General features: G+C 37.6%; 25 protein-coding genes and 1 riboswitch. Of the genes, 6 read left to right on the top strand and 19 right to left on the bottom strand.

Translation table 11 applies throughout. The annotated features are described in order from the left end of the window. From ACOI1D_RS12360 to ACOI1D_RS12350, 3 genes are read left to right on the top strand one after another with little or no spacing between them, the layout of a single operon-like run. On the top strand, window positions 1–1,101 hold the full coding sequence (locus ACOI1D_RS12360) for a GerAB/ArcD/ProY family transporter (protein WP_422501598.1): 1,101 nt from the start codon (window positions 1–3) through the stop codon (window positions 1,099–1,101). Beyond that, window positions 1,085–2,344: a Ger(x)C family spore germination protein gene (locus tag ACOI1D_RS12355; RefSeq protein WP_422501597.1), complete on the top strand. Its 1,260-nt coding sequence runs from the start codon at window positions 1,085–1,087 to the stop codon at window positions 2,342–2,344. The genes ACOI1D_RS12360 and ACOI1D_RS12355 overlap by 17 nt, the downstream gene beginning before the upstream one ends. A gap of 1 nt (window position 2,345) precedes the next feature. After that, window positions 2,346–2,504 carry a hypothetical protein gene (locus ACOI1D_RS12350; protein WP_422501596.1) on the top strand — a complete coding sequence of 53 codons (159 nt, stop codon included), beginning with the start codon at window positions 2,346–2,348 and terminating at the stop codon, window positions 2,502–2,504. A 47-nt stretch (window positions 2,505–2,551) separates the two neighbouring features. On the opposite strand, the gene ACOI1D_RS12345 is transcribed toward ACOI1D_RS12350, so the two are convergent. From ACOI1D_RS12345 to ACOI1D_RS12275, 15 genes are all read right to left on the bottom strand, one after another. Next, window positions 2,552–3,535 carry a zinc-binding dehydrogenase gene (locus tag ACOI1D_RS12345; protein WP_422501595.1) on the bottom strand — a complete coding sequence of 328 codons (984 nt, stop codon included), beginning with the start codon at window positions 3,533–3,535 and terminating at the stop codon, window positions 2,552–2,554. Between the two features lie 16 nt (window positions 3,536–3,551). After that, entirely contained in the window at window positions 3,552–4,475 is a 924-nt protein-coding gene (locus ACOI1D_RS12340; RefSeq protein WP_422501594.1) for an ArsA family ATPase, read from the bottom strand. A 26-nt stretch (window positions 4,476–4,501) separates the two neighbouring features. Continuing rightward, window positions 4,502–4,759, bottom strand: coding sequence for a cory-CC-star protein (locus ACOI1D_RS12335; protein WP_422501593.1), 258 nt, complete (start codon window positions 4,757–4,759; stop codon window positions 4,502–4,504). Between the two features lie 89 nt (window positions 4,760–4,848). Beyond that, complete coding sequence (locus tag ACOI1D_RS12330; RefSeq protein ID WP_422501592.1) at window positions 4,849–6,576, bottom strand: carbon starvation protein A; 1,728 nt, start codon at window positions 6,574–6,576, stop codon at window positions 4,849–4,851. A gap of 478 nt (window positions 6,577–7,054) precedes the next feature. Then, window positions 7,055–7,522: a DUF1641 domain-containing protein gene (locus ACOI1D_RS12325; RefSeq protein WP_422501591.1), complete on the bottom strand. Its 468-nt coding sequence runs from the start codon at window positions 7,520–7,522 to the stop codon at window positions 7,055–7,057. After that, window positions 7,515–10,466, bottom strand: a complete 2,952-nt coding sequence (gene fdhF / locus ACOI1D_RS12320) for a formate dehydrogenase subunit alpha (protein ID WP_422501590.1) — start codon at window positions 10,464–10,466, stop codon at window positions 7,515–7,517. Before fdhF ends, ACOI1D_RS12325 begins: the two co-directional genes overlap by 8 nt. Before the next feature lie 44 nt (window positions 10,467–10,510). Continuing rightward, window positions 10,511–10,879: a formate dehydrogenase accessory sulfurtransferase FdhD gene (locus tag ACOI1D_RS12315; protein WP_422501589.1), complete on the bottom strand. Its 369-nt coding sequence runs from the start codon at window positions 10,877–10,879 to the stop codon at window positions 10,511–10,513. Further along, window positions 10,866–11,117, bottom strand: coding sequence for a formate dehydrogenase accessory sulfurtransferase FdhD (locus ACOI1D_RS12310; RefSeq protein ID WP_422501588.1), 252 nt, complete (start codon window positions 11,115–11,117; stop codon window positions 10,866–10,868). The genes ACOI1D_RS12315 and ACOI1D_RS12310 overlap by 14 nt, the downstream gene beginning before the upstream one ends. Further along, complete coding sequence (locus ACOI1D_RS12305; RefSeq protein WP_422501587.1) at window positions 11,099–11,290, bottom strand: hypothetical protein; 192 nt, start codon at window positions 11,288–11,290, stop codon at window positions 11,099–11,101. The genes ACOI1D_RS12310 and ACOI1D_RS12305 overlap by 19 nt, the downstream gene beginning before the upstream one ends. Window positions 11,291–11,421: 131 nt before the next feature. Further along, window positions 11,422–12,801 (bottom strand): Glu/Leu/Phe/Val family dehydrogenase, encoded by a 1,380-nt coding sequence (locus ACOI1D_RS12300; RefSeq protein WP_422501586.1) that lies wholly within the window; start codon window positions 12,799–12,801, stop codon window positions 11,422–11,424. Between the two features lie 86 nt (window positions 12,802–12,887). After that, window positions 12,888–14,309: a hypothetical protein gene (locus ACOI1D_RS12295; protein ID WP_422501585.1), complete on the bottom strand. Its 1,422-nt coding sequence runs from the start codon at window positions 14,307–14,309 to the stop codon at window positions 12,888–12,890. 363 nt (window positions 14,310–14,672) lie between these two features. Beyond that, on the bottom strand, window positions 14,673–14,810 hold the full coding sequence (locus tag ACOI1D_RS12290; protein ID WP_422501584.1) for a hypothetical protein: 138 nt from the start codon (window positions 14,808–14,810) through the stop codon (window positions 14,673–14,675). Window positions 14,811–14,908: 98 nt separating this feature from the next. After that, window positions 14,909–15,481, bottom strand: coding sequence for an energy-coupled thiamine transporter ThiT (gene thiT, locus ACOI1D_RS12285; RefSeq protein WP_422501583.1), 573 nt, complete (start codon window positions 15,479–15,481; stop codon window positions 14,909–14,911). A 91-nt stretch (window positions 15,482–15,572) separates the two neighbouring features. Continuing rightward, window positions 15,573–15,677: riboswitch (TPP riboswitch) on the bottom strand. Between the two features lie 65 nt (window positions 15,678–15,742). Continuing rightward, the gene (locus ACOI1D_RS12280; RefSeq protein ID WP_422501582.1) at window positions 15,743–17,524 is read right to left on the bottom strand and encodes a M3 family oligoendopeptidase; all 1,782 of its coding nucleotides are present in this window, start codon (window positions 17,522–17,524) and stop codon (window positions 15,743–15,745) included. A gap of 76 nt (window positions 17,525–17,600) precedes the next feature. Then, window positions 17,601–18,422 carry an N-acetylmuramoyl-L-alanine amidase family protein gene (locus ACOI1D_RS12275; protein WP_422501581.1) on the bottom strand — a complete coding sequence of 274 codons (822 nt, stop codon included), beginning with the start codon at window positions 18,420–18,422 and terminating at the stop codon, window positions 17,601–17,603. 246 nt (window positions 18,423–18,668) lie between these two features. On the opposite strand from ACOI1D_RS12275, the gene ACOI1D_RS12270 reads away from it, so the two are divergent. Beyond that, window positions 18,669–19,202, top strand: a complete 534-nt coding sequence (locus ACOI1D_RS12270; protein ID WP_422501580.1) for a YceI family protein — start codon at window positions 18,669–18,671, stop codon at window positions 19,200–19,202. Between the two features lie 230 nt (window positions 19,203–19,432). Beyond that, the gene (locus tag ACOI1D_RS12265; protein WP_422501579.1) at window positions 19,433–21,379 is read left to right on the top strand and encodes an aconitate hydratase; all 1,947 of its coding nucleotides are present in this window, start codon (window positions 19,433–19,435) and stop codon (window positions 21,377–21,379) included. Between the two features lie 71 nt (window positions 21,380–21,450). On the opposite strand, the gene ACOI1D_RS12260 is transcribed toward ACOI1D_RS12265, so the two are convergent. Then, a complete protein-coding gene (locus ACOI1D_RS12260; protein ID WP_422501578.1) occupies window positions 21,451–21,702 on the bottom strand; it encodes a hypothetical protein in 252 nt (83 codons plus the stop codon). Between the two features lie 300 nt (window positions 21,703–22,002). After that, window positions 22,003–23,214 (bottom strand): NAD(P)/FAD-dependent oxidoreductase, encoded by a 1,212-nt coding sequence (locus tag ACOI1D_RS12255; protein ID WP_422501577.1) that lies wholly within the window; start codon window positions 23,212–23,214, stop codon window positions 22,003–22,005. A gap of 224 nt (window positions 23,215–23,438) precedes the next feature. Between ACOI1D_RS12255 and ACOI1D_RS12250 the strand changes: the two genes are divergently transcribed. Further along, complete coding sequence (locus tag ACOI1D_RS12250) at window positions 23,439–24,098, top strand: DNA-3-methyladenine glycosylase family protein (protein ID WP_422501576.1); 660 nt, start codon at window positions 23,439–23,441, stop codon at window positions 24,096–24,098. Between the two features lie 85 nt (window positions 24,099–24,183). On the opposite strand, the gene ACOI1D_RS12245 is transcribed toward ACOI1D_RS12250, so the two are convergent. Continuing rightward, entirely contained in the window at window positions 24,184–24,636 is a 453-nt protein-coding gene (locus tag ACOI1D_RS12245) for a YndM family protein (protein ID WP_422501575.1), read from the bottom strand. A gap of 100 nt (window positions 24,637–24,736) precedes the next feature. Further along, window positions 24,737–25,042, bottom strand: a 306-nt coding sequence (locus ACOI1D_RS12240; RefSeq protein WP_422501574.1) for an SDR family oxidoreductase, incomplete at its 5' end; no start/stop codon positions are given.

Here is a 25,042-nt window from a genome sequence, read left to right as displayed (position 1 = left end):
ATGGAAAAAAGCACTGGAAAAATTGGGATAATGGAATACATTGCAATTATTTTACTAACAATAGGAACCAAGCTTGCTGATGATTTACCAACAATTTTGGTTGATTCGTTATATAACGCAGCTTGGATGACACCAATAATAAGTGGTGCTATTGCGGTTGTTCCTATTTATCTGCTTATAAAAACAATGATGTATTATGACGACAAAGGTTTGCTGGAAATTATTGTTCACCTGTTTGGAAGATATATTGGTTTTGTCGTGATCTTTGCTCTGTGGATTATAGCTTCATCTGCGATTATCATCGATACTGCAATTTATACTGAAATTATTGGGACGATGTATTTCACGAGAACCCCAACCATTGTAATTTTCATTATTTTAATGGGTGTATCTGCTTATGGAGCAAAAAAAGGTTTGGAACAGATTGGTTCAGTAGCAAAAGCTCTACTGCCCTGCATTAAAATATCTCTGTTTCTAGCTTTAATTCTTACCATAATTCTTGGTGATTTTAATTATATTTTCCCTTTCTTTGGACCAGGTGGATGGGAGGTAATCAAGGAGAGCACGTTAAGGCTCTCTATCTATGGGGATATCCTCTACTTATGTCTCTTGGTTCCATACATCCGAAACACGAATGACTTTAAAAAAGGTACTTGGATTGCACTTGGAGTCTTGATTTTAGAATTATCCATTGCCATTTTTGCATACATTATTTTATTTGATTTTGAATCAGTTCGTATGCTGAATTACCCTTTTCATGAAGTTATCCGCTATGTTAATTTCGGTTTCATGGAAAATATTGAAATGTTTTTCTTTCCATTCTGGTTGATTGCTGCCTTTGTCCGATTTGCTGTTTACCTGTACTTAAATGGAATTTTATTTGGAAGATTATTTCGTATCATTGAATTTGAACATATCATACCTTCACTTGCTACTTTATTTTTATTGCTCGGTATGCTGTTGGTTAATCAAAATATCGCACTTACACAAACAAGGGATTACCTCTTAGTCATAGTTTCGCCAGTATTTTTTTTATTACCTTGTATTCTATGGTCTGCAGCTAAGCTTAAAGGAGATTACAAAGATGATAAAAAGAAATAAACTTGTCATTAAGCTTACCTGTCTGCTTGTTGTTTTACTATCACTAAGTGGTTGTTGGAACCAGAGTCAAATTGAAGAAAGAGCTTATGTTATTGCAATTGGGATAGATCAGGCTGAAAAAGATAACCGTATTCAGATAACTTATTTAATAGCAAATCCTGAGCATGGATCACAAGCTCTAGGTGGAGGAACAGACGAACCACCTCATCAGATCATTTCGTTTGTTACTGATGATATTACAACCGCTAGAAATACCGCTAATGCTGTTATTGCTAAGGAAATTACATACGATTTGGTAGAAGTATTAGCAGTATCAGAAGATTTTGCAAAGGATAAAGATTTCATTCGCTGGATGTATGATGTAACGAAAGATCCCGAAATACGACGTGACGTTAGCATGCTTGTAACGAAGGAGAAAACAAGTGAGTTTTTTAAAAATAATAAACCGAAGTTTGAAACAAGACCACATAAATATTTTAAACAAGTACTAAAACGTGGGGTGGAAACCGGCATGCTGCCAGAATCTGATCTAATTCAATTCTTTAGAATTACTGAAGCTGACGCAGATCTTTTTTTAGCAATGTATGGTTCCACTGAAAAAGAAGAAAATGGTGAACAGGATTCTGGTAATGATCATTTTTCCGCTGGTGATTTTGAATTTAAGGGTAGGACCAATCAGACCAATTTTGCAGGATCAGCTGTGTTTAAGGAAGGTAAAATGATTGATAAAATTTCTGCAGATGAAACAAGAATCTCCATCATTCTAAATCCCTTATTGAATGCGTCTGACATATTGACAACATACGAAGACCCTTTTAACGAAAAGTTCCGGGTTGCGGTCAGAGTAAACAAGAAAAAGAGTAATAAGATGGAAATGGATTTAAAAGCTGTTACCCCAACAATACACGTAAGTATTCCATTTGAAATTGAAGTGTTATCAGCCCATAGCATGATTGATTATGCAAAAGATCTTGAGAAACGCGCAAAATTAAAAAAATCAATTGAGAAGGAATTAAAACAAAAAATCGAGAATTTTGTTAAAAAGACGCAAGAAGAATTTAAAGCAGAACCTTTCCACTGGTCTTTGTTAGCAAGAAAAGAGTTTCTAACAGTTCCTTCATATAAGAAATTTGATTGGATGAAAACCTATCCGGAAATGAAGATAGAAATAGATGTCGTTATTACATTCGGACAATTTGGCCGTCAAAGTCAATTACCAAAACTAAAAGAAATCAGGGATTAACATGACAGTAATTATTTGGCTTTCGATTACACTTATTTTCTTGTATACAATTGGATTTTCCATCACACTTTGGAAATCAAAAAACAAAATTGGTTCCTGTGCCACTGCGCTAATCGCTTCATTAATTGCGGTAATACCGTTTTTTGTAAAACTAGTATAAAAATAAATCTGCTGCCTTTCTGTTTACTCAGAAAGGCAGCAATTTATTTAATCACTTATCTTAATGCTGACTTTACCAAATTGCTTTCCTTCTTTCAGATAATAAAAAGCTTCTTTGGCGTGATTCAGTTCAAATGATTTATCAACTATAGGATGGAAGTTGTTTGTATCGATTAGTGCAAGTGCCTCACGAAGTTCTTCCCTGCTACCCATTGTTGTACCAAGAAGCTGATATTGACCATAGAAAAATGCTCGCAGGTTAAAATCAACTGTATCTTCTGTTGTAGCACCAAATACAACAATACGTCCTCCCTTTTTCAATACTTCTAATGATCGATTAAATGTAGCTTTACCAACACTGTCGACAACCAAGTCTACTGTTTCACCAGCCAATTTTTCCGGCCAGTCACTAGCAGTATCAAGGACTATATCCGCACCTAATTCAGAGGCTTTAGCACGCTTTTCAGGACTGCGTGATGTGACAATCACCTTCGCTCCAACACTTTTTGCGAACATAATAAGGTAAGTCGCAACTCCACTTCCAGCCCCAGGAATAAATACAGTCTCTCCCTCTTTCAGTTCACCTTTTGTAAACAAAGCACGGTAGCCGGTAACAGCAGCCAAGGCAATAACTCCTGCTTCATCCCACGATAAATGTGCTGGCTTTATCTCTACTTGATCAGCAGAAATTGCAATTTTCTCAGCAAAGGTACCATCGCTAGGCATACCTAAAATGTCAAAGTTCTGTGGCGGTACATCACTGTTTTCAAACCATCCAAGCGAAGGATTAATGATTACCTCATCACCTATTGAAAAGTTAGTTACATGTGCACCCACTTCTTCAATTACACCAGCCCCGTCAGATCCTAAGACAAGTGTTTCTGTCTTCCTGCCTACACGATTAGGAATACCTACATCACGCCGATTTAACCCAGCAGTCCGAATGTTAACTAGCACTTGGTCATCATTTAAAACAGGTTCCTCTATGTTTTTTATTTCTAAATTACCACTTTCCAGTACAAATGCCTTCATATTTATTCATCCCTTTCTAAATATACGCGCCAAACTTTTCGAGTTCTGCCATATCTGATATATCATTTGAAAATAACGGAACATAACTTAACTTTTGCTTGACGAAGTATTCTTCAATCATCGTCACATATTTTTCTTCGTGCTCTTTTCTTTTTCGAAGAAACTCTCCCTCTGGATTTTCCGGTAGTGTTTTATTTACAATCAATGTTTTTACATGTAAATGATAACTGTCCAGTAATGTCAATGCTTTTTTTGTTTCCAATATAGGTAATCTTTCTGGGTTAAGTACAAACACAAAGCTTGTCTTTTCAGGGTTTAGTAATATTTCTCTAGCTGCTGAAAATCGTTCTTTACGTTTTTTTAATACATCATAAATTGGATCATCTATTGGATCCCCGTCATTTAGTAGCTGTGTGTAATTATCATTCGTTTTTTGTCTTTTTTGGAGCATGCCTTCGATCCATATTCCCATTAGCTCTGGCAGTGAGAGCAGGCGAATCGTATGTCCAGTTGGTGCCGTATCTATAATAATTGTATCATAGCATTCGCTTTCTTCTAAAATGATTGAGATAAGTTTATCAAATAATGCTGCTTCATCAGCTCCTGGTGAAGCCTTAGCGGTATCCAACTGTCGATGCACCTCTTCAACCATACGTGAGTGAACGATCCCCTTTATGTTTTCCTTAACGCCTTTCATGTACTTCTCCGTTTCAATATCAGGATCTATTTCAAGTGCAGCAAGATTAGCAGTAACCGAGGTTACCTTTCCCCCAATCTTTTTATCAAAAATATCTCCAAGATTATGAGCCGGATCGGTTGAAACCAGTAACGTTTTGAAACCATCTTTCGCTGATTTCCAGGCAATTGCTGCGGCGGATGTTGATTTTCCCACGCCACCTTTCCCACCGACAAATACAATCTTATTTATTAGTTCCTGCATTGGCAGACAACCTCCTTTGCTTTTTATTAACAGCAGCGAATTCCACTCATTGGAGATTTTTCCATCCCCATTCTTAAATGCCAGTCATGAAATTGTTCCATCATATAGGGGTATAACTCAAGGGTGTAATAGTAAACAGGGTTTGGTATACCAATCATTTCAGAGTACAGCAGCAATAAAAACAAATCATCTTCGTCACGCAGCTCCCTTGCAATTTCAGTTCGATGAGGCATACTTAAAACTTCCTCATAAAAATGAATCAATTTTTTTACATGCACGAACATCTTCTCACCTCCATTGTTTGCCACCAATCTAGTGCGAAAAGAGATCATTTTGAAATGATCTCTTTTACACATGTATATGACAATTCCGCCTATTTAATCTTTGAAGAGTCTTTTCCCCTTAATGTTGAGACTGCTGTAAAGATTATCCATAATGCGAATACAAATATGATTGCTCCAAACACGAACAATAGCATATTCGAGCTTGATCCAAACCATGACCATTCAAATATCACTTGTTGGAACATGGCTATTAAAGTCATAAACAGGATGAAAATCATTGGAATTAAAACAACAGCGTAATTTCTGCCAAGTCGTTTCAGCCATATCGCAATAAGCAGTAAACTGATTCCTGCAAGCAATTGGTTGGCTGTACCAAACAGTGGCCAGAGCAGATAACCACCTGAACCAAATCCATTTGGTCCTTCTGGAATCAAAACCAAAGCTGCACTTGATACTACGGCTATCGTAGTAGCAACGTGTGTTTTAGATAGAACTGGGACATTATACTCTACACCCAGCTCAGCAATAATATAGCGCATTAATCTAACAGATGTATCCAATGTCGTAGCAGCAAAGCTTACAACAATGATAGATACGATGGTTGTCGCTACCTCTGGTGGAATCATTAAACCAGATGCTAGATTACTTGCACCTTGAACAAAAGATCCAAGTCCAGCACCACTTGAAGCTGTAAAGCTACTATAAGTTGCGAGGAACTCTTCCTTGCTTGGGAACAAGGTGATAACAGCAATAATTGCTATTAATGCTAAGATACCTTCACCCACAGCACCAAGGTAACCAACAAAACGTGCATCCGTTTCTTTATTTAATTGTTTAGAGGTAGTTCCCGATGATACTAATCCATGGAAGCCTGAAATTGCACCACATGCAATCGTAATAAATAGTAGTGGAAACCAAGAGATATCTGCATTTGCATTTGTCATAGGTGCTGTAATCTCAGGATTTGTAAATAACAGTCCTAGATACAAAATACCAAGTCCTACTACAAGTTGATGAGAGTTAATGAAATCACGTGGCTGAAGTAGCTTCCAAACAGGTAATGTGGATGCGATATATACATAAATCATTAAGATTATGATCCATATAAAGAATGCAGTTGAAACGGCACCTAGACCAAATAAACCTGCTCCACCTTCACCACCCATGTACTGCACTAAGTCAATTTGTAAGAAACTAACCTTACTTGCTAGCACTGCAGTTGCATACATAACAGCTAGTGCAATTAATGAAGGGACAAGCATTTTTGTTTTACGTTTGTATACTGCTGCACCAATCCATATTGCCAAAGGTATTTGAATAAATACTGGTATAACACTGGCTGGGAAGGATATAAATAATTTTGCAATAACCCAAGCAAATACAGCGTTTACCATTAATACAAGTATTAAAATAATAAATAGAAATAGTATTTTTGCACGTTGACCAATTAATCTATGGGCAAGGGTTCCGACCGATTGTCCTTTATTGCGGACTGATAGTACCAATGTACCAAAATCGTGTACACCAGCAGCAAATACCGTCCCTAAAACAACCCATAAAACGGCCGGAAGCCAACCCCAGTATACAGCTATCGCTGGTCCAACAATTGGCGCAGCCCCAGCTACCGACGTGAAATGATGTCCCCATAACACAAATTTATTTGTAGGAACAAAATCTACTCCATCCTTATATTGATGGGCTGGCGTTACATAGTTTGGATCAAGTCTGAATATTTTTTCGGCGACAAATTTTGAGTAAAAACGATAACCTAATGCAAAGATAATGAGACCGATAATAGCAATAAAAATAGCACTCACAATTCTAACCTCCCTAAGATTTTAAATAGAAAACTTTGCATGCCACCAATTCCTAATGCTTAAATCCTTTGTTGAACTTATGCAGTAAGACTACCAAGAGAATAGTGACACTCATCCTATTAGAACCTATGTGAGGAAAACTTCGATTAGTACAACTTAGGATTGAATCTAAAATATATATCTGTAAGCAAGATATGAATTGTTATGGCGTCAGGCAAATGCATTTGATACAAAGACATAGATGGCCGCTATGGAAATACAGTTCAATTTTATTCGTACGATGTAACACTGTCGAAACCTTCCTTGTCCTGCGTTAAAAACACGTGTCTGAAAACCCCACAGCATACGTTGGAATCAACCGTTATACGAAAATATCAACCGTCACGGACTGGGAATCAACCGTTATCAGAAAGCGCTGGATCATTAAAAACATCCAACTAAAAAAGCTGACCAAGCATAACTCGGTCAGCTTTCCTTTCTATTCTTTTCCCATTCCTCTCAGAAACTGTAAGAGCATGGTTAGACTACGGTTTATTTCCGGATCTTTTATTGCTTTAATCAAATCCATATAAGTTGTCTTTTCTGATTCATCCGTGTTAAGCGCCTCGTCCATACCTGTGTTTAATTTATCAGTAAATTGCTTAAGCTCATCAACATTAAATTCACCTAAAAAGAGGAACAGCTTACTTAAGTTTTCAAGTGTTGCAGAATACTGAGGTTTGTTTAGTTCACGCATCACATTATCAAGTGCAGTTTCCTTTTGCTTAACAAGTGCATGTGTCATATCCAGCATTCCATTTTCATTTAAAGTACTTAAAAACCCAATTCCTTTTAATATAGCATCTTTATTTTCACTAACAGCCTTGGTAACCTCATCAAGGTTTTGCTCTTTTGTAACTTCTTCGGGAATTTCCATTCGTTTTATTTTTGAAATTGGATTAGCCATCATGCTTCACCCTACTTCCTGGAAAAATATAGTCATCCCGCTCCCATTTTTTATCTACACGTACACCGAGTTGTGGTTGTCTATTTCCACGCCTATGATTATTCGATGGAATAGGACTTTTACCCTTTTTCGTCAAAACTTCCATGCTTACAGCAATTTCCTTGTAGGCTGGAGTATTGGTATCTTTATCTACACTACTGTCTGTTAGATAGTTAATGGCTGATTTACCGTTGTCATTCAATGGCAGAAAAATTTCTTTCCCTCTAACTCTATCAGTTACATGAACAATTCCAGTAGCATGACCAGCTTTAGATGTTAACTTCACCTTCGCTCCCTCTTCAATACCACGTTCTTTGGCTAACCCTGGTGAAACCTCAATAAATGCACTTGGAGTCTTTCTTGTAATTCCTTTTGACTTATACGTCATGTTTCCCTCATGAAAATGCTCTAGCAATCTACCATTGTTCACATGTAAATCATATTTTTGATCTGTATCATATTCTAAATTAAAATCAAGTGGGTAGAATTTAGCTTTCCCGTCTTCGAATGGAAACTCATCCCTATATAGCAATGGCGTATCTGTGCCATCTTTAGCAACCGGCCATTGTAAGCTATTATAGCCTGTTAACAAGTCATAACTGACACCAGCAAACAAAGGTGCAAGTGCCGCAGATTCATCCATGATTTCAGATGGGTGTGTGTATCCCCAGTCATAGCCCAATTCTTTAGCGATTTCCATCAAAATTATCCAATCTGGTTTTGAACCTCCGACTGGGTCAAGTGCCTGATACAGCCGTTGGATTCGGCGCTCAGTACTGGTAAATGTTCCTTCTTTTTCGAGACTAGGCACGGCTGGTAAGACAACATCTGCGTATTCAGTAGTCTTAGTTAAAAATAAATCCTGGACTATAAAGAAATCGAGCTTTTTAAATGCATCAGTTACATAGTTAATATTTGAATCAACAATTCCTGTATCCTCACCAATAACATATAATCCTCTTAGATCCCCATCATGTATAGCGTGAATCATTTGATGATTATCTTTTCCTGGCTCACTTGGTATTGTTGTGTTCCATGCTTTTTCATAACGTTTTCTAGCGTTGTCATCAGATACCTTTTCATAACCAGGTAAAAAGTTTGGCATACTTCCAAAATCACTGCATCCCTGTACATTATTATGACCACGTAACGGGTATGCACCAGTGCCATTGCGCATATAATTTCCAGTTACTAGTAAAAGATTTGAAATTGCGGTACTTGTATCACTACCAAGTTGGTGCTGTGTAACACCCATTGCCCAGCATATTGCTACTTTTTCAACACTAACAATCTCTTTGGCTATCTCTTTTAATGTTTCCTGAGAAAGACCAGTAATAGATTCAGCATACTCTAGGGTGAATTTTTCTAAACTCTTTTTATATTCATCATAGTCATTTACCCATTTGTTAATAAATGTCCTGTTTTCCCAACCTTGATCGATAATATATTTCGTTACAGCAGAGAGCCAGACTAGATCCGTTCCACTTTTAGGTTGATAAAAGCCATCTGCACGTTCAGCCATCTCATGCTTTCGTAAATCAAATACAAATAATTTTTGTCCAAACAACTTTTGTGAGCGCTTGATTCGTGATGCGAGAACTGGGTGTGATTCAGCTGTATTAGAGCCAATTGTTATTACCATTTCCGCTTCAGCTATATCATCAATAGATCCTGAGTCACCACCATGCCCTACAGTACGAAATAGCCCCTTTGTAGCTGGTGCTTGACAGTAACGTGAGCAATTGTCTATGTTATTTGTACCGATTACTTGGCGACTTAGTTTTTGCATTAAGTATGATTCTTCATTCGTTGCTTTTGACGATGAAATAAATCCTAAGGCATCTGGACCATACTCATTCTTTATTTCTGTAAAACGTTTTGCGATGTATGAGATTGCTTCATCCCATTCTACTTCTTCAAACTGATCATTACGCCGAATTAACGGTTTTGTTAAACGTTCATCTGAATTCACATAATCCCATCCAAATTTCCCTTTAATACATGTGGAAATCCCGTTTGCGGGCGACTCTTGCTGTGGTTCAACTTTAAGAACTTTCCGGTCCTTGGTCCATACATCAAATGTACAACCAACTCCACAGTATGTACAAACCGTTTTAGTCTTTTCTATTCGCTCTTCACGCATCGAAGCTTCTGTATCAGAAACTGCAAATAACGGTCCATAGCCTGGCTCCGCTTTTTTCGTTAAGTCAATCATCGAACGTAGCAATCCTGGTTTGTGATCAGTCATATAACCTGCTTCTCCAACCATATTGGTTTCCATGATAGCATTACAAGGGCATACAGTAGCACATTGTCCACAACTTACACACGAAGATTCATCAATGGGTACATCGTTATCCCAGACAACTCGCGGTTGTTCGCGTTCCCAATCAATTAGCAAAGTTTCATTTACTTGTACATCCTGACATACCTCTACACACCGACCACACAGGATGCATTGATCTGGATCATAACGGTAAAATGACCCTGAATTGTCTACCTCATATCCCTTTGGCTTAAATGGTCTGGATTGGTGCTCTAAACCAAATTCAGCTACAGTGTTGTGAATTTCACATGTTCCGTTATTATAGTCACATACTGTACAGTACAGCTCGTGTTTTTCTAAAATAGTATCAAGCGCTTCCTTTTGTGCTGATTTCACATAATCCATATTTGTGTTAACATTCATGCTTGTTTCGATTGTTGTTCCACAAGCCCTTGTTACTTTCCCATCCACCTCCACCATACAGGTATCACACGTTTGGATTGGGCCAAGTGACTCGTTATAACAAATCTGAGGGACGGATACCTGTGTTGTATTAATTAAATCAAGTAAATTTTGACCCGGCTTGGCTAAATACTCTGATCCATTAATCGTTACTATTAGATGTTCTTGATCAAACACACTATCTCCTCCTAGTTTGTTTCATGCACATTAATATTCGAAGTCTATTCTATTCTACCTTCATGTGTATACACATTTAAACTTGTATTCCGTATAAATCCTACTGCAGTTATTTGCAAATCATTTGCTAGTTTTAGCGCCAAATCGGTAGGTGCTGATTTAGCTAACAGGATCCCTGAGCCGATTTTTGAGACCTTTAATATTACTTCTGAAGAAATTCTGCCAGAAAATAAAATGCAATAATCTTTAACTGGAAATTTGTTAAGTAAAATAAAGCCAAATAGCTTATCTAAAGCGTTATGTCTTCCTATGTCTATGAAACTAGCCTCAATTTGATGATTCGTTGCAAGACCTGCTTGATGTACACCTCCAGTATGGCTGAATACATCTGCTCGTTCATCAAACACTGTCATTAGGTTTGAAAATCTGTTTCGTTTGTAGCTTCAAATTAGTTTTGATTGTTTTTGCAACCTTAACATCCTGTTTCAAATAAAACTCTCGGCTCATGCCACAGCATGACACAATCCAGCGCTCAGTCCGCTCTGCGAATTCAACCTTATAATTGAGTTCCACATATGCAAACCCTTTGTAATCATCAACCACTATTGACTTAATATCACTGTATTTCCGAATTACACCTTCATATGCCAAAAAGCAATTACAAGCTCATTCATATTTATGGGTGTACATACAATGGTTGCATATTGATCACCATTAATTGTAACCGTTAACGCAAATTCACGAGCAACTAAACCTTCCTCAATAGTCTTTAAATGACGTCGATATTTGGTTGTCATCCAAATCGCCATGCTTTTATCTTCCATAATCCCCCCATTCTTGGAATCTTATTATTCATTACCCAATTTAATTCATTCCTGAAACCATTAACAGAATTTTTATATTATTATAACACAAAAAAGGATACATTCGCATTTACGAAGTATCCTTTTCATAATTAATATAGTTTACCTTGGCGGTACAAAACAGTAGATAACTTAGAAACTGCATGAATATAACAATTTTGTCTTAATGGATGTGGACCCCCAAAAAATTGTGGTAACACCGTATCAAATGTTTCTTTCATCTTATCAAATTGTTTGGTTATAACCTGTTCCTCTGTATAGAATTGTGTTTCTCTTCCTTGTAACCATTCAAAATAGGAAACAATCACACCACCAGCATTTGCTAGAATATCTGGTATAATTATTACGCCCTGATCACTTAAGATTTTATCTGCCTTACCTGTCACAGGAGAGTTAGCGCCTTCTACAATGATCCGTGCCTTTACATCACCGACATTATCTTTATGAACCTGATCTTCAAGTGCAGCTAAGACTAGTACATCAACATTTAAACTTAATACATCATCACGATCCATTACCTTAGCTTTAATATCTGCCGCCGCTAATTCATCCTCATTAACGGGTAAATCACCATTATGGTTTGAAGTAGCTTTGACTAACGCAGGTATATCCAAGCCATCTGAATTATAAAGTGTTACATTACGATCGCTTACTGCCACAATCTTGTTATTTAAATAATTACATTTGTGCGCCTCAAGTGCTGTAACCGATCCAACATTTCCAAAACCTTGTATTGCCATAGTTAGATCTTTGTCACTATGATCTAAAGCTGTTTTCGCGAAAATATTTTCTCTTTCTTCGAGCCATTTTTGTTGTCCATTTACAAAGTCATGCAACATATATCGAAAAGTAAAATAAACTCCTTTACCTGTCGCTTCTCTACGTCCTAATGATCCTCCGTTTATGACACTTTTCCCTGTAAAGCTTCCACGATAATTACTGCCAGGACGGATACTTTTATACTCACCCATCATCCAGTCCATTTCACGATCACCGGTTCCTACATCTGGAGCTGGAATATCTTTATCCGGTCCAATGATTTCACTGAAATACTGGACATATTTTTTACATATCAAATGTAGATCCTTGTCTTCGTACTCTCTGGGATTAATAACAACCCCACCTTTTCCCCCACCGAATGGAACCTGGTGGAGTGCATTTTTTAAGGTCATTAAGGATGCAAGATTCGTTACCTCATCTTCACTGACGGACTCATGAAACCGAATACCACCCTTGTACGGTCCTAATATATTATTATGCTGTACCCGGAATGCCGGAATACGTACCACTTTTCCATTTTCTAGTGCAATCCGTAAGAATGATTTATTTACAGAATTGGGTGTTGAAAGAATAGACACTAATGAGGTAAAAGCTTTCTTTCTCGTTCCATCTTTCAGGTCTGGCAAAAATGACCCATCGTCGTATAGAGCATCTAGTGAGTCATTTACAATTGAACTTGTATGTTCAGGCATAAGTAAGGTAACCTCCAATAAAATGTTATTTAGAACTCATTCTACTAATGATTTCCCTATTTTCCAATATTTATGCCTTTACTGTTTTAAAATAAGAATACCGCAATCAGCGTGGATATGAGCAGACCTGATACAACTGGTATAAAGTTTTTTCTCACTAGATCCATAACAGATACACCACAAAAACCTGCAATCGCAATTAAAGAGGACCATGCGACAAGTGTTCCTCCACCAGTCCAAATCGCCCCCATTTGACCTATTGCAGCAAGAGTCTCCGTATCAATCGATCCGTTACTGAGAGAAGCTGATAATGCACCAGTTAACGGAAGGCCAGAAAATCCAGAACCGTCTAAACCAGTAATAATACCGATAATTAACACACTAAATCCTGCCAACAATGCACTTTGCGGTAAGAACTCTTGTGTATACTGAACGATGTCAAATAAGAATGCAGGTGGATTTTCATTAACACCAAGTATACTTCCAGCAAAATCAGCACTTCCCAAAAAGAAGAATCCCGCAATCGGAATTACAGGCCCCATCGCCTTAAAGGCAAAGATAAACCCATCTGTTATATGGTTACTAATATAGTCCAGTGCATGCTGCTTACCAAAGGCTACAGTTGCAAGCAGGAGTAAAATAACGGCTACACCACCAATGAATGCAGCACCACCTCCACCCTCAAAACCACTCATCCGACCGGATACTAACTTTGTGTAAATCATATAAATTACAACAGCAAGTAGTGAAATCGGGACTAAAATTGCAAACACCTTACTCCACGTAGTGAGATGTGATCCATAAGCCTTGTTGGTAGTCTGCCTTTCCGTTTCCAACTTTGCTAAATCTTGTTCAATTAACGGACTATCTTTCTTCCGGATTGTTTTTCTGTACATTAAATAGGCGATTAAGATTGCGGTACCACCAGTAATTAGTGATAATACTAATGCTGAATCTGCTACCGCAGCTGTACTTATACCAGCGGATTTTGCTGATAAACTTGGCGCAACCTGCACGATATAATCAGATGACAATGCCATCCCCTGCCCAGCGATTGCGATGGCTACAGCTGCCGTCATCGCAGGCAAACCGGCACGAACTGCTGCAGGAACCAACAATGCACATATCAATGGTACTGCTGGTGTTGGCCAAAAGAATAACGAAATCACATACGTAACTGCAATTAAAACAAAAAACGACACATGACCATTGACCATCATCTTTTGGATTGGTTGAATCATTCGTCTGTCTGCACCTAAGTCTCGCAAAGCATGAAGTAACGCCATCATAAATGTGATAATTAAAAAGATGCTAAACAGCTCTTGCGCTGCAACAAGATTCGCATTAAAAATCGACGTGAATCCATCAACTAAACTACCCTTGTAAACCCAAGCTATTACAAAGGTCCCAAGTAAGGTAGGGAGCACAACCCCTTTTTTGAAAATCATCGTTCCAATAATCACTAACGTGAAAAAAGCATAGAGCCAATGTGAAACAGTTAATTCCATACCCCTTCTCCCTTTCTCACATCCTCTTAATTTTTGAATGTGTTATAACCTATGCATTGCTATTGGCTGGGGTGAAGGGAATTAGTATGGGAGGATTTAAAAAATGCGGATTTAAAGTTGGAATTCCGAGGAATTGTAAAAAATCGAGCAGACCTGAGGTAATATCGAGCACACATGATGGAAATTCGAGCGGCCTCGGAACAAAATCGAGCACACATGGTTTGGTGCTCGATTTCATGTAGTTGGTGCTCGATTGTTGTGGTTGTTGCTCGATTTCTGCAATTCAGTGCTCGATTTATCTAGTTTTTAACAGTGACCATTGTTCAAAAAAATAAAAAGACAGCCATGTTACCAAAGGGCTGTCTAATTTTTCTCGCTTTCTTGCTTTACAGCACAGGCATTACATAGTAGTTTACCATTTTCCTGATATCCATCAAAAAAACCATCTTCACAATATACTTCTTTTCTACAAGTTTGGCATTCACCTATTAATTCGCGCACACGCGATCACCTCTGACTAAAGTATACATTAGAAAACTAGCAGCCTTGATAAGACCAAGACTGCCTTTTTTAAAGTACGTGATATGTGTGTGTATTCTTTACGCTGTGTTTAACATTGTTTTTGGCTGCTTATGGAATAAGAAGAAAACAGCAATTGTACAAATAATAAATGAAGGCACCATGTACGAAATGTTATATAGTAATGAATACATCCAGACAGTTTGACCCTCAATTGCTGATTCAAAAAAGACAACCCCTGCAAAGTAGTGGGAAATAAATCTTAGCCCCGTCCCTACTAATACTCCTAACATGATATAAGTAAGGTACTCTTTCGTTGCTCCATCCTTAACTGCAACTTGCACTTTTTTTGCGAACAATCCTGCAAAGCCCAAAACAGTGAAGGCTATTACATAATCCAAAAATCCTTGCACTGGTGTTAGAATATATGCGGTACCAACAGCGACTTGTAATACTCCCCATAGAAATCCTGACAACAGTCCTCCCTTGATCCCCCATCTAAATGCCACAATAAAGATGGGTATCATCGCAAGTGAAATAGATCCGCCCTGTGCCCATATTTTAAACGACAAAAATGGTGCTAGGTCTAACACAAGTGCTAAGGCTGTAAAGATTGAAACTTCAACTAAAAACAAAATTTTCTTTGATCGCATAACATATACCTCCCCTATTTTTTCCAAACAAAAAAAGCAATGCCTAGGGGAAGTTTCCTGATGGGGAATCCACACACACATCGCTTTTTATCCATCAAAAAAGTCACGATCCCTACGCTAGTACTAACTAACAGGTTCAAAGGGTCAGAACATCTTCATGTTCACTCTCAGCCAATTGGCTCCCCCTGTAGGCTTTTTATATTGCTTTAATCATTAAATTCAGTATAACGGATATCTAGTAGTTTAACAACATCTAAACCACTAAGAGATTGCAAGAAATTCTTCTACATCTTTAACACATAGTTTCATTGCATTTTCCCAGAAATCGGGTTTCGTTAAATCAATATTTAAATGTTTTTCCGCCAGATCCTCTACATTCATTTGACCAGTATCGCGTAATAATGCAATATAGTCTTCTTCAAAATTCCCATTTGAATTCAATGCATGTGCATAAAGTCCCAGGCTGAACAAGTAACCGAATGTGTATGGGAAGTTATAAAAAGGAACACCAGTGATATGAAAGTGAAGCTTGGATGCCCAGAAATTCTCATCGTAATCAGCAAGGGCATCGCCATATGCTTCCTTTTGCGCCTCTACCATTAGTTCATTTAACCGGTTTACGGAAACTAGACCTTGTTTTCTTTCCTCATAAAAACGATTTTCAAATAAGAACCTAGCATGTATGTTCATAAAGAACGCTACACCACGTTGGACTTTATCCTCAAGTAAAGCCATTTTTTCTTCACTATTATGTGCCTGTTTCACAGAGGCATCAGCCACAATCATCTCAGCGAATGTTGAAGCTGTTTCTGCAACATTCATAGCGTATCCCTGGTTCAAACCATGGATATCATTCATCACGTGCTGATGATAAGCATGGCCAAGCTCATGTGCTAAGGTAGCCACATTAGAAGAAGTGCCGGAATAAGTCATGAAGATTCTCGTTTGCTCACTGTCTGGAAAGCTAGTACAAAATCCTCCTGGCCTTTTTCCAGTGCGATCTTCAGCTTCTATCCATTGTTTATCAAATGCCATTTGTGCAAAGTCAGCCATTTTAGGGCTAAACGATCTGAACTGCTCCACAATAAAATCAGCACCTTCAGAGAAGGAATACGTTTTTGCAGAATCAGATAAAGGTGCACCAATATCAAACATGCTTAATTTTTCAATTCCTAATAAATCAGCTTTCTTTTGTAGAAACTTCACAAATGGCTTTTTGTAATCTGAAATAGCCTTCCACATTGCGTCAAGTGTTTCTTGTTTCATTCGATTTATTGCTAGGGGTTCTTTCATAACACTATCCCATTCACGGTGCTTGTATTTCTGCAGACGGAATCCTGCTAAGTGATTTAGTGTTTGCCCAAATAATTCTGCATTTGCTTTCCATGCCTTGTCAATCTGTTCTGCAACATGTTTTCGAACGGAGCGATCAGAATTACTCAATTTATTCGAAGCTTGTCCTACAGAATAAGAGTTCCGCACACCGTCTAATTCCAACTCGACACTCATATTTCCAACCAACGTATCATACATCTGGCTCCAGCCATGATATCCGTCTACTGCTAAATCATTTATCAATACTTCCTGATCAACAGAAAGCTGCTCCTTAGCTTTTTCTCTATTTTCATTTAGTACAAACGCTACCTCCCTTAAAAATGGGTCTGTTAAAAGTTCGTTCCACTTCTCGTAATCTATTTTTACTAATTTTTGATCAAAGTTAGTTCGAATTGCGTCCATTTCTGCTTTAAGCTCACTACGCTTTCCAACTAGTAAATTTGCGTTAACGTCCTTGACGTTTTGAGCACTTAAACAGCTTATGTATGCGAACGCTTCCCGTAACTTTTTCATTACCCCTTCAAATTGGTTAACAACATTTGCTAACATTTCAGGGGTAACGCTATCTGGATCAAAGTTTTCAACGTAAATCGAAAGTTTATCCATATTCACCTTATTTTCTTTCAAATAGTAGTCGAACTGCTCTGAAGTACTTCCACCCTCAAAGATGCTTTCCAAATCCCACGTAGGTACATATGTTTTTTGCATCTAAACTCTCCTTAATTTTTTATTTAAAAATCCACTTTATCCATTATAACGATAATTTGAAATAGTAACATCATTTTCATCTAAATTTCACCCCATACTTTGGATGGGCATAGATATTTACCGTACCAAAATCCCGTGTTTTAATCGTATAAACATACGGACTTGGATTTTTTAGTATTCTATAATCTAAGCCGTTAAATTTTGCAGGTCTGAGAAATCCTACATCATTGCCTTTAGTCGGGTGTTTACCTAATGGATAAACACGCCAGGATGCAGCACTTGCAGGAAGTTGTAAAATTTTCATTTGGTTGGTTTCCCTACTGATACTATTTGGACTGGGTAAAATATAATCATTTCCAATAAACAGACAAAACCCTTTCACAACAGCTTCAGCATAGTTTTTCCAATTATTCTTTAATTGGTGGATATCGTCCTTATTTGAATCCGCAAATCCATACTCAACTATTGCTGTTGTTACGTTACCGGTGTTGCGGTTCATAAAATAATAATCAAGGTTTGAATTAGTTGGTAGCGTTCGTGTGAATATTCGCCTGACATTTTGGCCAGAATCCTTTATCTCAGATCCTATTCTGTCAGCCATCTCCTTACCGCCAAATATGGAATGGATGATTTCGGCACCATCCCCTGCGCCTGCATTTATGTGGTTTGAATGGCAAAAAGTTGCTCCACTATTGCGTACAATTGCTGTTCTAGCCTCTGGCGTTAGCGTAATATCCGAGTTTCTTGTCAACATTACCGGTATTTTCAACTCTTTATAACGATTAAATTGATACAAGGATATCGCTAAATTCATTTCTTTTTCCTTCCAAAAATGATTTGAACCGCCTCCAGGGTCTTTCCCACCATGCCCTGCATCAATGATTAACAATGGATTCATATGCTAGTTCCTCCCCTTAATATGTTCTACCTTTATAATCGATAGCTCCTATTAAATGGTGGCACTCTCTATAAAATATTTACCAATCTATCCTTTAAATAACTGTTTCCTGTTTATCCCTGCTCAATTCGGGGAAATAGTTTATTACTTTCACATGTACATTTACTTGACAATAGAATCTAATGATTATATACTTGGTATCGAAAAGTAAGTAACATACTATTAATAACACGGAGGTAGATAATAATGGCAAAAGTAAAATGGAATGTAGACGCAGCGCATAGTTCATTAGAGTTTGTAGTAAAACATATGATGATATCAAAGGCAAAAGGTGTATTTAATGATTTTGATGCAGTAATCGAGGCTGATCCAGATAATCTTGAGGATGCTACCATTCAATTCACTGTAGATATAGCTAGTATTGACACGCGTAAGAAAGAACGTGACGAACACTTACGTTCTGGAGAATTTTTTGATGTAGAAAATCATCCAAAAATGACATTTGCAGCTACAGATATTAAGAAGAAATCAGATAGCAATTATGATGTAACTGGTGAGTTGACCATCCGCGGGACAAAGAAACCAGTAACATTTGATGTTGAATATGAAGGTTCTGGAAAAGATCCATGGGGTCAGGAAGTTGCTGGATTCAGTGGTTCAACTAAAATTAGCCGTAAGGAATTTGGCTTAACATGGAACGCTGCACTTGAAACTGGTGGCGTAATGATAGGCGACGAAGTTAAAATAAACATTGAAATCGAAGCGATTAAAGAAGCTTAAGCAACTATTTCAGAAGACTCTACTTTTCTACAGTAGGGTCTTTTTTTATTTCCTCATATTAATGTAGATATTTTATATAGCCGGTTTGAATACAAATACATAAAGGGTAAAGAATATTATATATCTAATATCCAAAATTTAGCACATTTTTAGGTAAACGACGCATGAATTTTTGTAAGAGTGAAAAGCTATCATGATGATAGTGATACTTTTAACGAGGAGGTAACGATGTGCCCTTAAATGTCGCGCAAAAATTAATTAAAGATCACCTGGTTTCAGGGACGATTGAGAAAGGAAAAGAAATAGGTCTGAAAATCGACCAAACATTGTGCCAAGACGCAACAGGAACAATGGTAATGCTGGAGCTTGAAGCTATGGGACTAGATTATGCGAAAACAGAAGCATCTGCACAATATGTGGATCATAATCTAATTCAGGTCGATAGCAAAAACCCAGATGACCATTTATTTCTAGAAAGTGCCTCAAAACGATTTGGTTTGCATTATAGTCGCCCAGGGAACGGTGTAAGTCATCCAATCCACATGCAGCGCTTAGCTAAGCCTGGGAAAACACTGCTTGGGTCTGACAGCCATACCTGTGCAAACGGCTGTATGGGTATGCTCGCTATTGGCGCTGGTGGGATTGATGTAGCAATGGCTATTACTGGTGAACCAATTTACATTACCATGCCAGAAATTATGGGAGTGGAAATAACTGGTGAGCTTCCGGATTGGGTAAGTGCTAAGGATGTTATTTTCGAAATGCTTAGACGTTATGATGTTAAAGGTGGAGTTGGTAAGATAATCGAATATTATGGACCCGGACTCGACAATTTATCAGCAATGGATCGCCATGTTATCGCTAATATGGGTGCAGAACTTGGAGCAACTGCAACTGTCTTCCCATCCGATAAGGAGATTAAACGTTTCTTAAAACAACAAGGTCGTGAAGACGATTGGACTGAGCTTAAAGCAGACAAAGGAGCAACTTACGATTTAACTGATGCAATTAACCTCTCAGAGCTGGAACCATTGGTGGCTAAGCCTTCAAGCCCAGGTAATGTTGTATCTGTTACAGAGTTAAAAGGTACACCAATTTATCAATCGTATATTGGGTCTTCGGCTAATCCTGGTTATCGCGATTTTGCGATAGCTGCTGAAATCGTCAAGGATCACAGAATTGCTGATGGACTATCTTTTGACATCAATCCAACCTCAAGACAGATGCTCACAAATTTAGTTCAAGAGATGCATATTGCAAGTCTTCTGCAAGCCGGAGGTCGATTGCATCAGGCTGGATGTAATGGATGTATCGGAATGGGGCAGGCACCTGCTACAGGAAGAAACAGTCTTCGTACAACTCCTCGGAACTTTCCGGGACGCTCAGGTACAAACGAGGACAGTGTATTTTTATGTAGCCCTGAAACAGCAGCAGCATCGGCTTTAACTGGGGAGATTACAGATCCTAGAACATTAGAAATGAAATATCCAAAAATAAACGAACCAAAAGATAAAACAATTGATGATCGCTTGTTAGATCCCCCTTTGTCGTATGATGATGCACAGAAAGTGAAGCTGGAAAAGGGACCGAACATAGTTTCAATTCCAGAAATGGGCGCACTTCCTAATGAGTTAAAAGTGCCAATTCTATTAAGTGTCGGTGACAACATTTCAACAGATGAAATTCTTGCTGGGGGAGCTCGCGTGTTACCATACAGAAGTAACCTGCCGGAAATTAGTAAATTCACGTTTGAAGCAATTGATCCTACCTATTATGATCGAGGGATGGATAGTAAAGATACTAGTGGCCACGCCATAATTGGTGGTTACAATTACGGTCAGGGTTCCAGCCGGGAACATGCTGCCTTAGCACCAAGATATTTGGGTCTTCGAGTAGCGATTGTTAAAGACTTCGCTCGGATTCACTGGCAAAACCTTATCAATTTCGGTGTAATCCCACTGGTTTTCTCAGAAGATGAGGAATATAACAAGCTAAGTCAGGGAGACGTTTTAGAGTTCTCTAACTTGCGCAACAATCTGAAAAACAGTAAAGAGTTTTCCGTAGCAATTAAAGGTAAAGAAGGAAAAATAACTGTACGTCATACCCTATCCCCTCGTCAGGTTGACATCATTCTAGCTGGCGGACTGATAAATTGGATAAAGCAAAAGCAAACATAAATTTTAGGAAACCGGGCATAACGCTCGGTTTTCTTTGTTTTGATCATAAAAACTAACCAGTAAGTTACTGGTTAGTTGATGTATACAAGAAAAACAACGATTGATACGACTATTGTCACCAAATATATACTGGACATAAGCGGTACATTTGACTTTAATGATGAGGATTCATACTCGTGCGATCGGCGTAATTCATCTTCAATTGTATCGCCATCCTCCTCGTACTTTTTCATTTTCTTCTCTTCTTGCTTAAAAGCAAACATTGTTCCAAAAAGAGCGGCCGTAAATAATACAACTAGTAAAATCCAAATGCCGGTAGTCATAAATACTACCTCCCTCTATATAACTACATAAATACAGTGATCTTCGCTACTTTCATTATCACTTACACTCACAAAATTGTCTGTGACATATATCACAATTTATAAAAAAACTCCCCATTCAGAGTTCAATTCTAAGGATGGGGAGCTTTCATTTGTTTTTTAATGGAAATCTCTGCTGTTTTCCATTGTACGGGTTGCTACTACATACCCGACTAAGGAAGCAACAGAAATCAATAGATAACAAAGTATATTTTTTTTCATAACAAAGTTCCCCCCTCTATTTGGAGATCTAATATCGTATTAAAACGGACGAAGCTTTCCTTTTTTAAGAATTAACTTTGGTCCTCCGAGCAAGAATAGATAGCGGTTATCAATAACCTTTTTCATAGCAGAAGCTGGTTTACCATATAGTTTTGTTCCAGAAAATACTGTTCCCATTGCATCACTATTGCCTAATGACGCGACTGTACCTTTGTCATCAAATACAAATTTAGTGAGTTCACTGTTATGCAGTAAACCTTTTATATTCGCTGCACATGTATCAGCGTGTTGCATGGCAGCTTGTGCTGTTGGTGGATAAGGACGGCCTTCCTCTTCATTCATTACCCATGCACAATCACCAATGATAAATATGTTTTCTTCACCTGGGACTCGAAGATCTCCATTTACAGTAACTTTACCTTTTGTAATTTCAAAGCCTGATTTATTTAAAACAGAGTTACCTGTTACTCCACCAGTCCAAACGATCGTTCCAGCTTTAATTTCCTCGTCCCCATTAACGACAAAACCATTCTTTTTACATTCTTCAATTTTGGCACCAATTCTAAACTCTACTCCACGAGTTTCCAAAGAACTTTTTGCATATGCTACAAGTACTTCATTAAATCCAGGAAGTATAGTTGGAGCAGCTTCCACATTTATAACTTTTGGTATGCTAGGATCAATATCATATTTTTTGCATAGCTTTGGAATCTGCTCAACCAGTTCACCAACAAACTCGATTCCTGTGAATCCGCCGCCTCCAACAAGAATAGCTAAATCTTCTTCTTTAGCCTTTGGATCCAGTTTATATTTTGCAAATTGGTATTCAATATGTTCACTAATCAATCGACTTGTTTCAATGTCAGTTATTGCAAAGGCATTTTTATCCATACCTTTGATTCCAAATGTATTTGATTCAAAACCTAAAGAAACAACTAGATAATCATATGACAATTCACTATTTTCAAGTACTACAAGATTTTCTTCTTTTTTAACTTCTACTACGGAATCATAGATCAAGCGCACGCGATTTGGATTATGAACATCACTAATCATCATGCGGGCCTGGTTTTGGTTTCGAGTACCAGCAGCCACTTCATGTAACCATGTGGTTTGGTAGTGATAATTGTGCTTATTTATTAGAACAATCTCTGCTTCCTCGGCTCCCAATTGTTGTGTTAAGCGTTTAGTAGTCATCATTCCGGCATATCCAGCTCCCAGAATAACAATTCTTGGTTTGTTCGTATTCATGTAACATCCACCTTTCTTTTTCAAAACTATCAAATTAGGCATTTGATAGTTTTTCTACTCCATAAACAGGAGCTATGTAGTACCTGCAAAATATCCATAAAAACTTGTTTATCATATACTATGATAGCAAACCTTTTCTTAATAGGCTAACAATCACACATTAATTTTTGATTTTAGGATTGAACTAAGGTACTTTTTAAAATAGGAACTATGGAGGGATTAGAATGAAAAAATTATTCATAAATAAAAATGACCCAGCTGTCATAACATTATGTGAATCAGATCCACTAATGGAAAAACTGGTAAACCAAATTGGTGATATTGATTTTACACTGCGTCCTGACTATTTTTCTTCTCTCGTACGTGCTATTATTGGCCAATTAATTTCAGTACAGGCAGCTGATGCGATAACTAAAAGATTGGAGATCCTTTTAAATTATCAGGTTACTGCAATTGGAATTTTAGAAAAGTCAGAAGAGGAATTACGCAAGGTTGGTTTATCACGTTCGAAAGTTAACTATCTACAAAACTTAAGCAAAAAAATTGTTGATAATGAAATTAATTTAGACCAGTTAGACGAACTTAGTAATGAGGAGATTGTTAAACTTTTAACAAGCGTTAAGGGAATTGGTAAATGGACAGCTGAAATGTTTTTAATCTTCTCTCTGGGGAGAATGGACGTTTTAGCACTTGATGACATTGGCATCCAAAGAGGAGCAAAATGGTTATACCAAGTAGATCAAACAGAGCGTAGAAATATCTTAATAGAAAAAGCAGACCTTTGGACCCCCCACTTAACCATTGCATCGATATACTTATGGGAAGTTGTACATTTAGATTTGATGTCTAAATATGAATCAATTGAAGATATGATGCTAAGTTAGACGAACAGGATACACGAAAAAAGCTTAACAGTGAACTGCACCGATTGTTTAATTTTTTTAATCGGGTGCAATTCACAGCTAAGCGTTATTTGTCTTTATTGTTTTTTTCATCTTCTTTAATCGTTTCTTTATTGGTTTCCTCTGAAAACTCGGTTTGAAGTTGCGGAGACGAAATAGCGGGTTCCTTGTCTCGCCTATCTAAAACTTTTTCCTCCATATAGATATGAAACAACGATTCACTAATTGCCATAAACACACTGGCAAATAATGAAGCAGTTATAATTGGCAATGTTGCATCAATAAAGACATTTCCCAGTACCCAGAGTAAAAAGAAAGATAACCCAAAGTCCGCAACAGATGCAATCAGATTCCCGATTTTTGGAAGTATGAACACATCACCTATATAAGAAAGTCCAGTTGTAATTGTACTGATCCAAAACAGATTAAGTAAAGAAGCGTCATAGAATATGCCAAAAATAGAATAAACTACAATTGCAGTGAAAATAAACTTAATTCCAATAGCCTTAATATGCTTCATATAATAAGAACCATCCTTTACAGATTTATTTTTTTATTAGTATGAAGCACATTAAGTGAAAATATGAATAATCAACAGTGGAATATATTACCTTATGTTTTTAAACAGGACGTACTGTTATCTCATTAACGTTTACATATGCTGGTTGTGTAACGGCATACACTACTGCATTTGCTATGTCAGATGACTCCAGGCGTTTACGATCACTTGATGAGGTTGCAATTTCTGTGTCAACCTGACCTGGTGAGATATTTGTAATCCGTACCCCTGTCCTGGCAAGTTCCTTTTCTAAGCTCATGGATAATGCTCTCACTGCATATTTGGTAGCACTGTAAACACCACTCACCTTATTAACTTCAAGTCCAGATATTGAGGCAACATTTACAATATGGCCTGCTGAACGTTC

The organism is Virgibacillus sp. DJP39, from assembly GCF_049310925.1.
GTDB lineage: Bacteria > Bacillota > Bacilli > Bacillales > Amphibacillaceae > Virgibacillus_F.
This window is presented reverse-complemented; position numbering and strand designations above follow the sequence as displayed.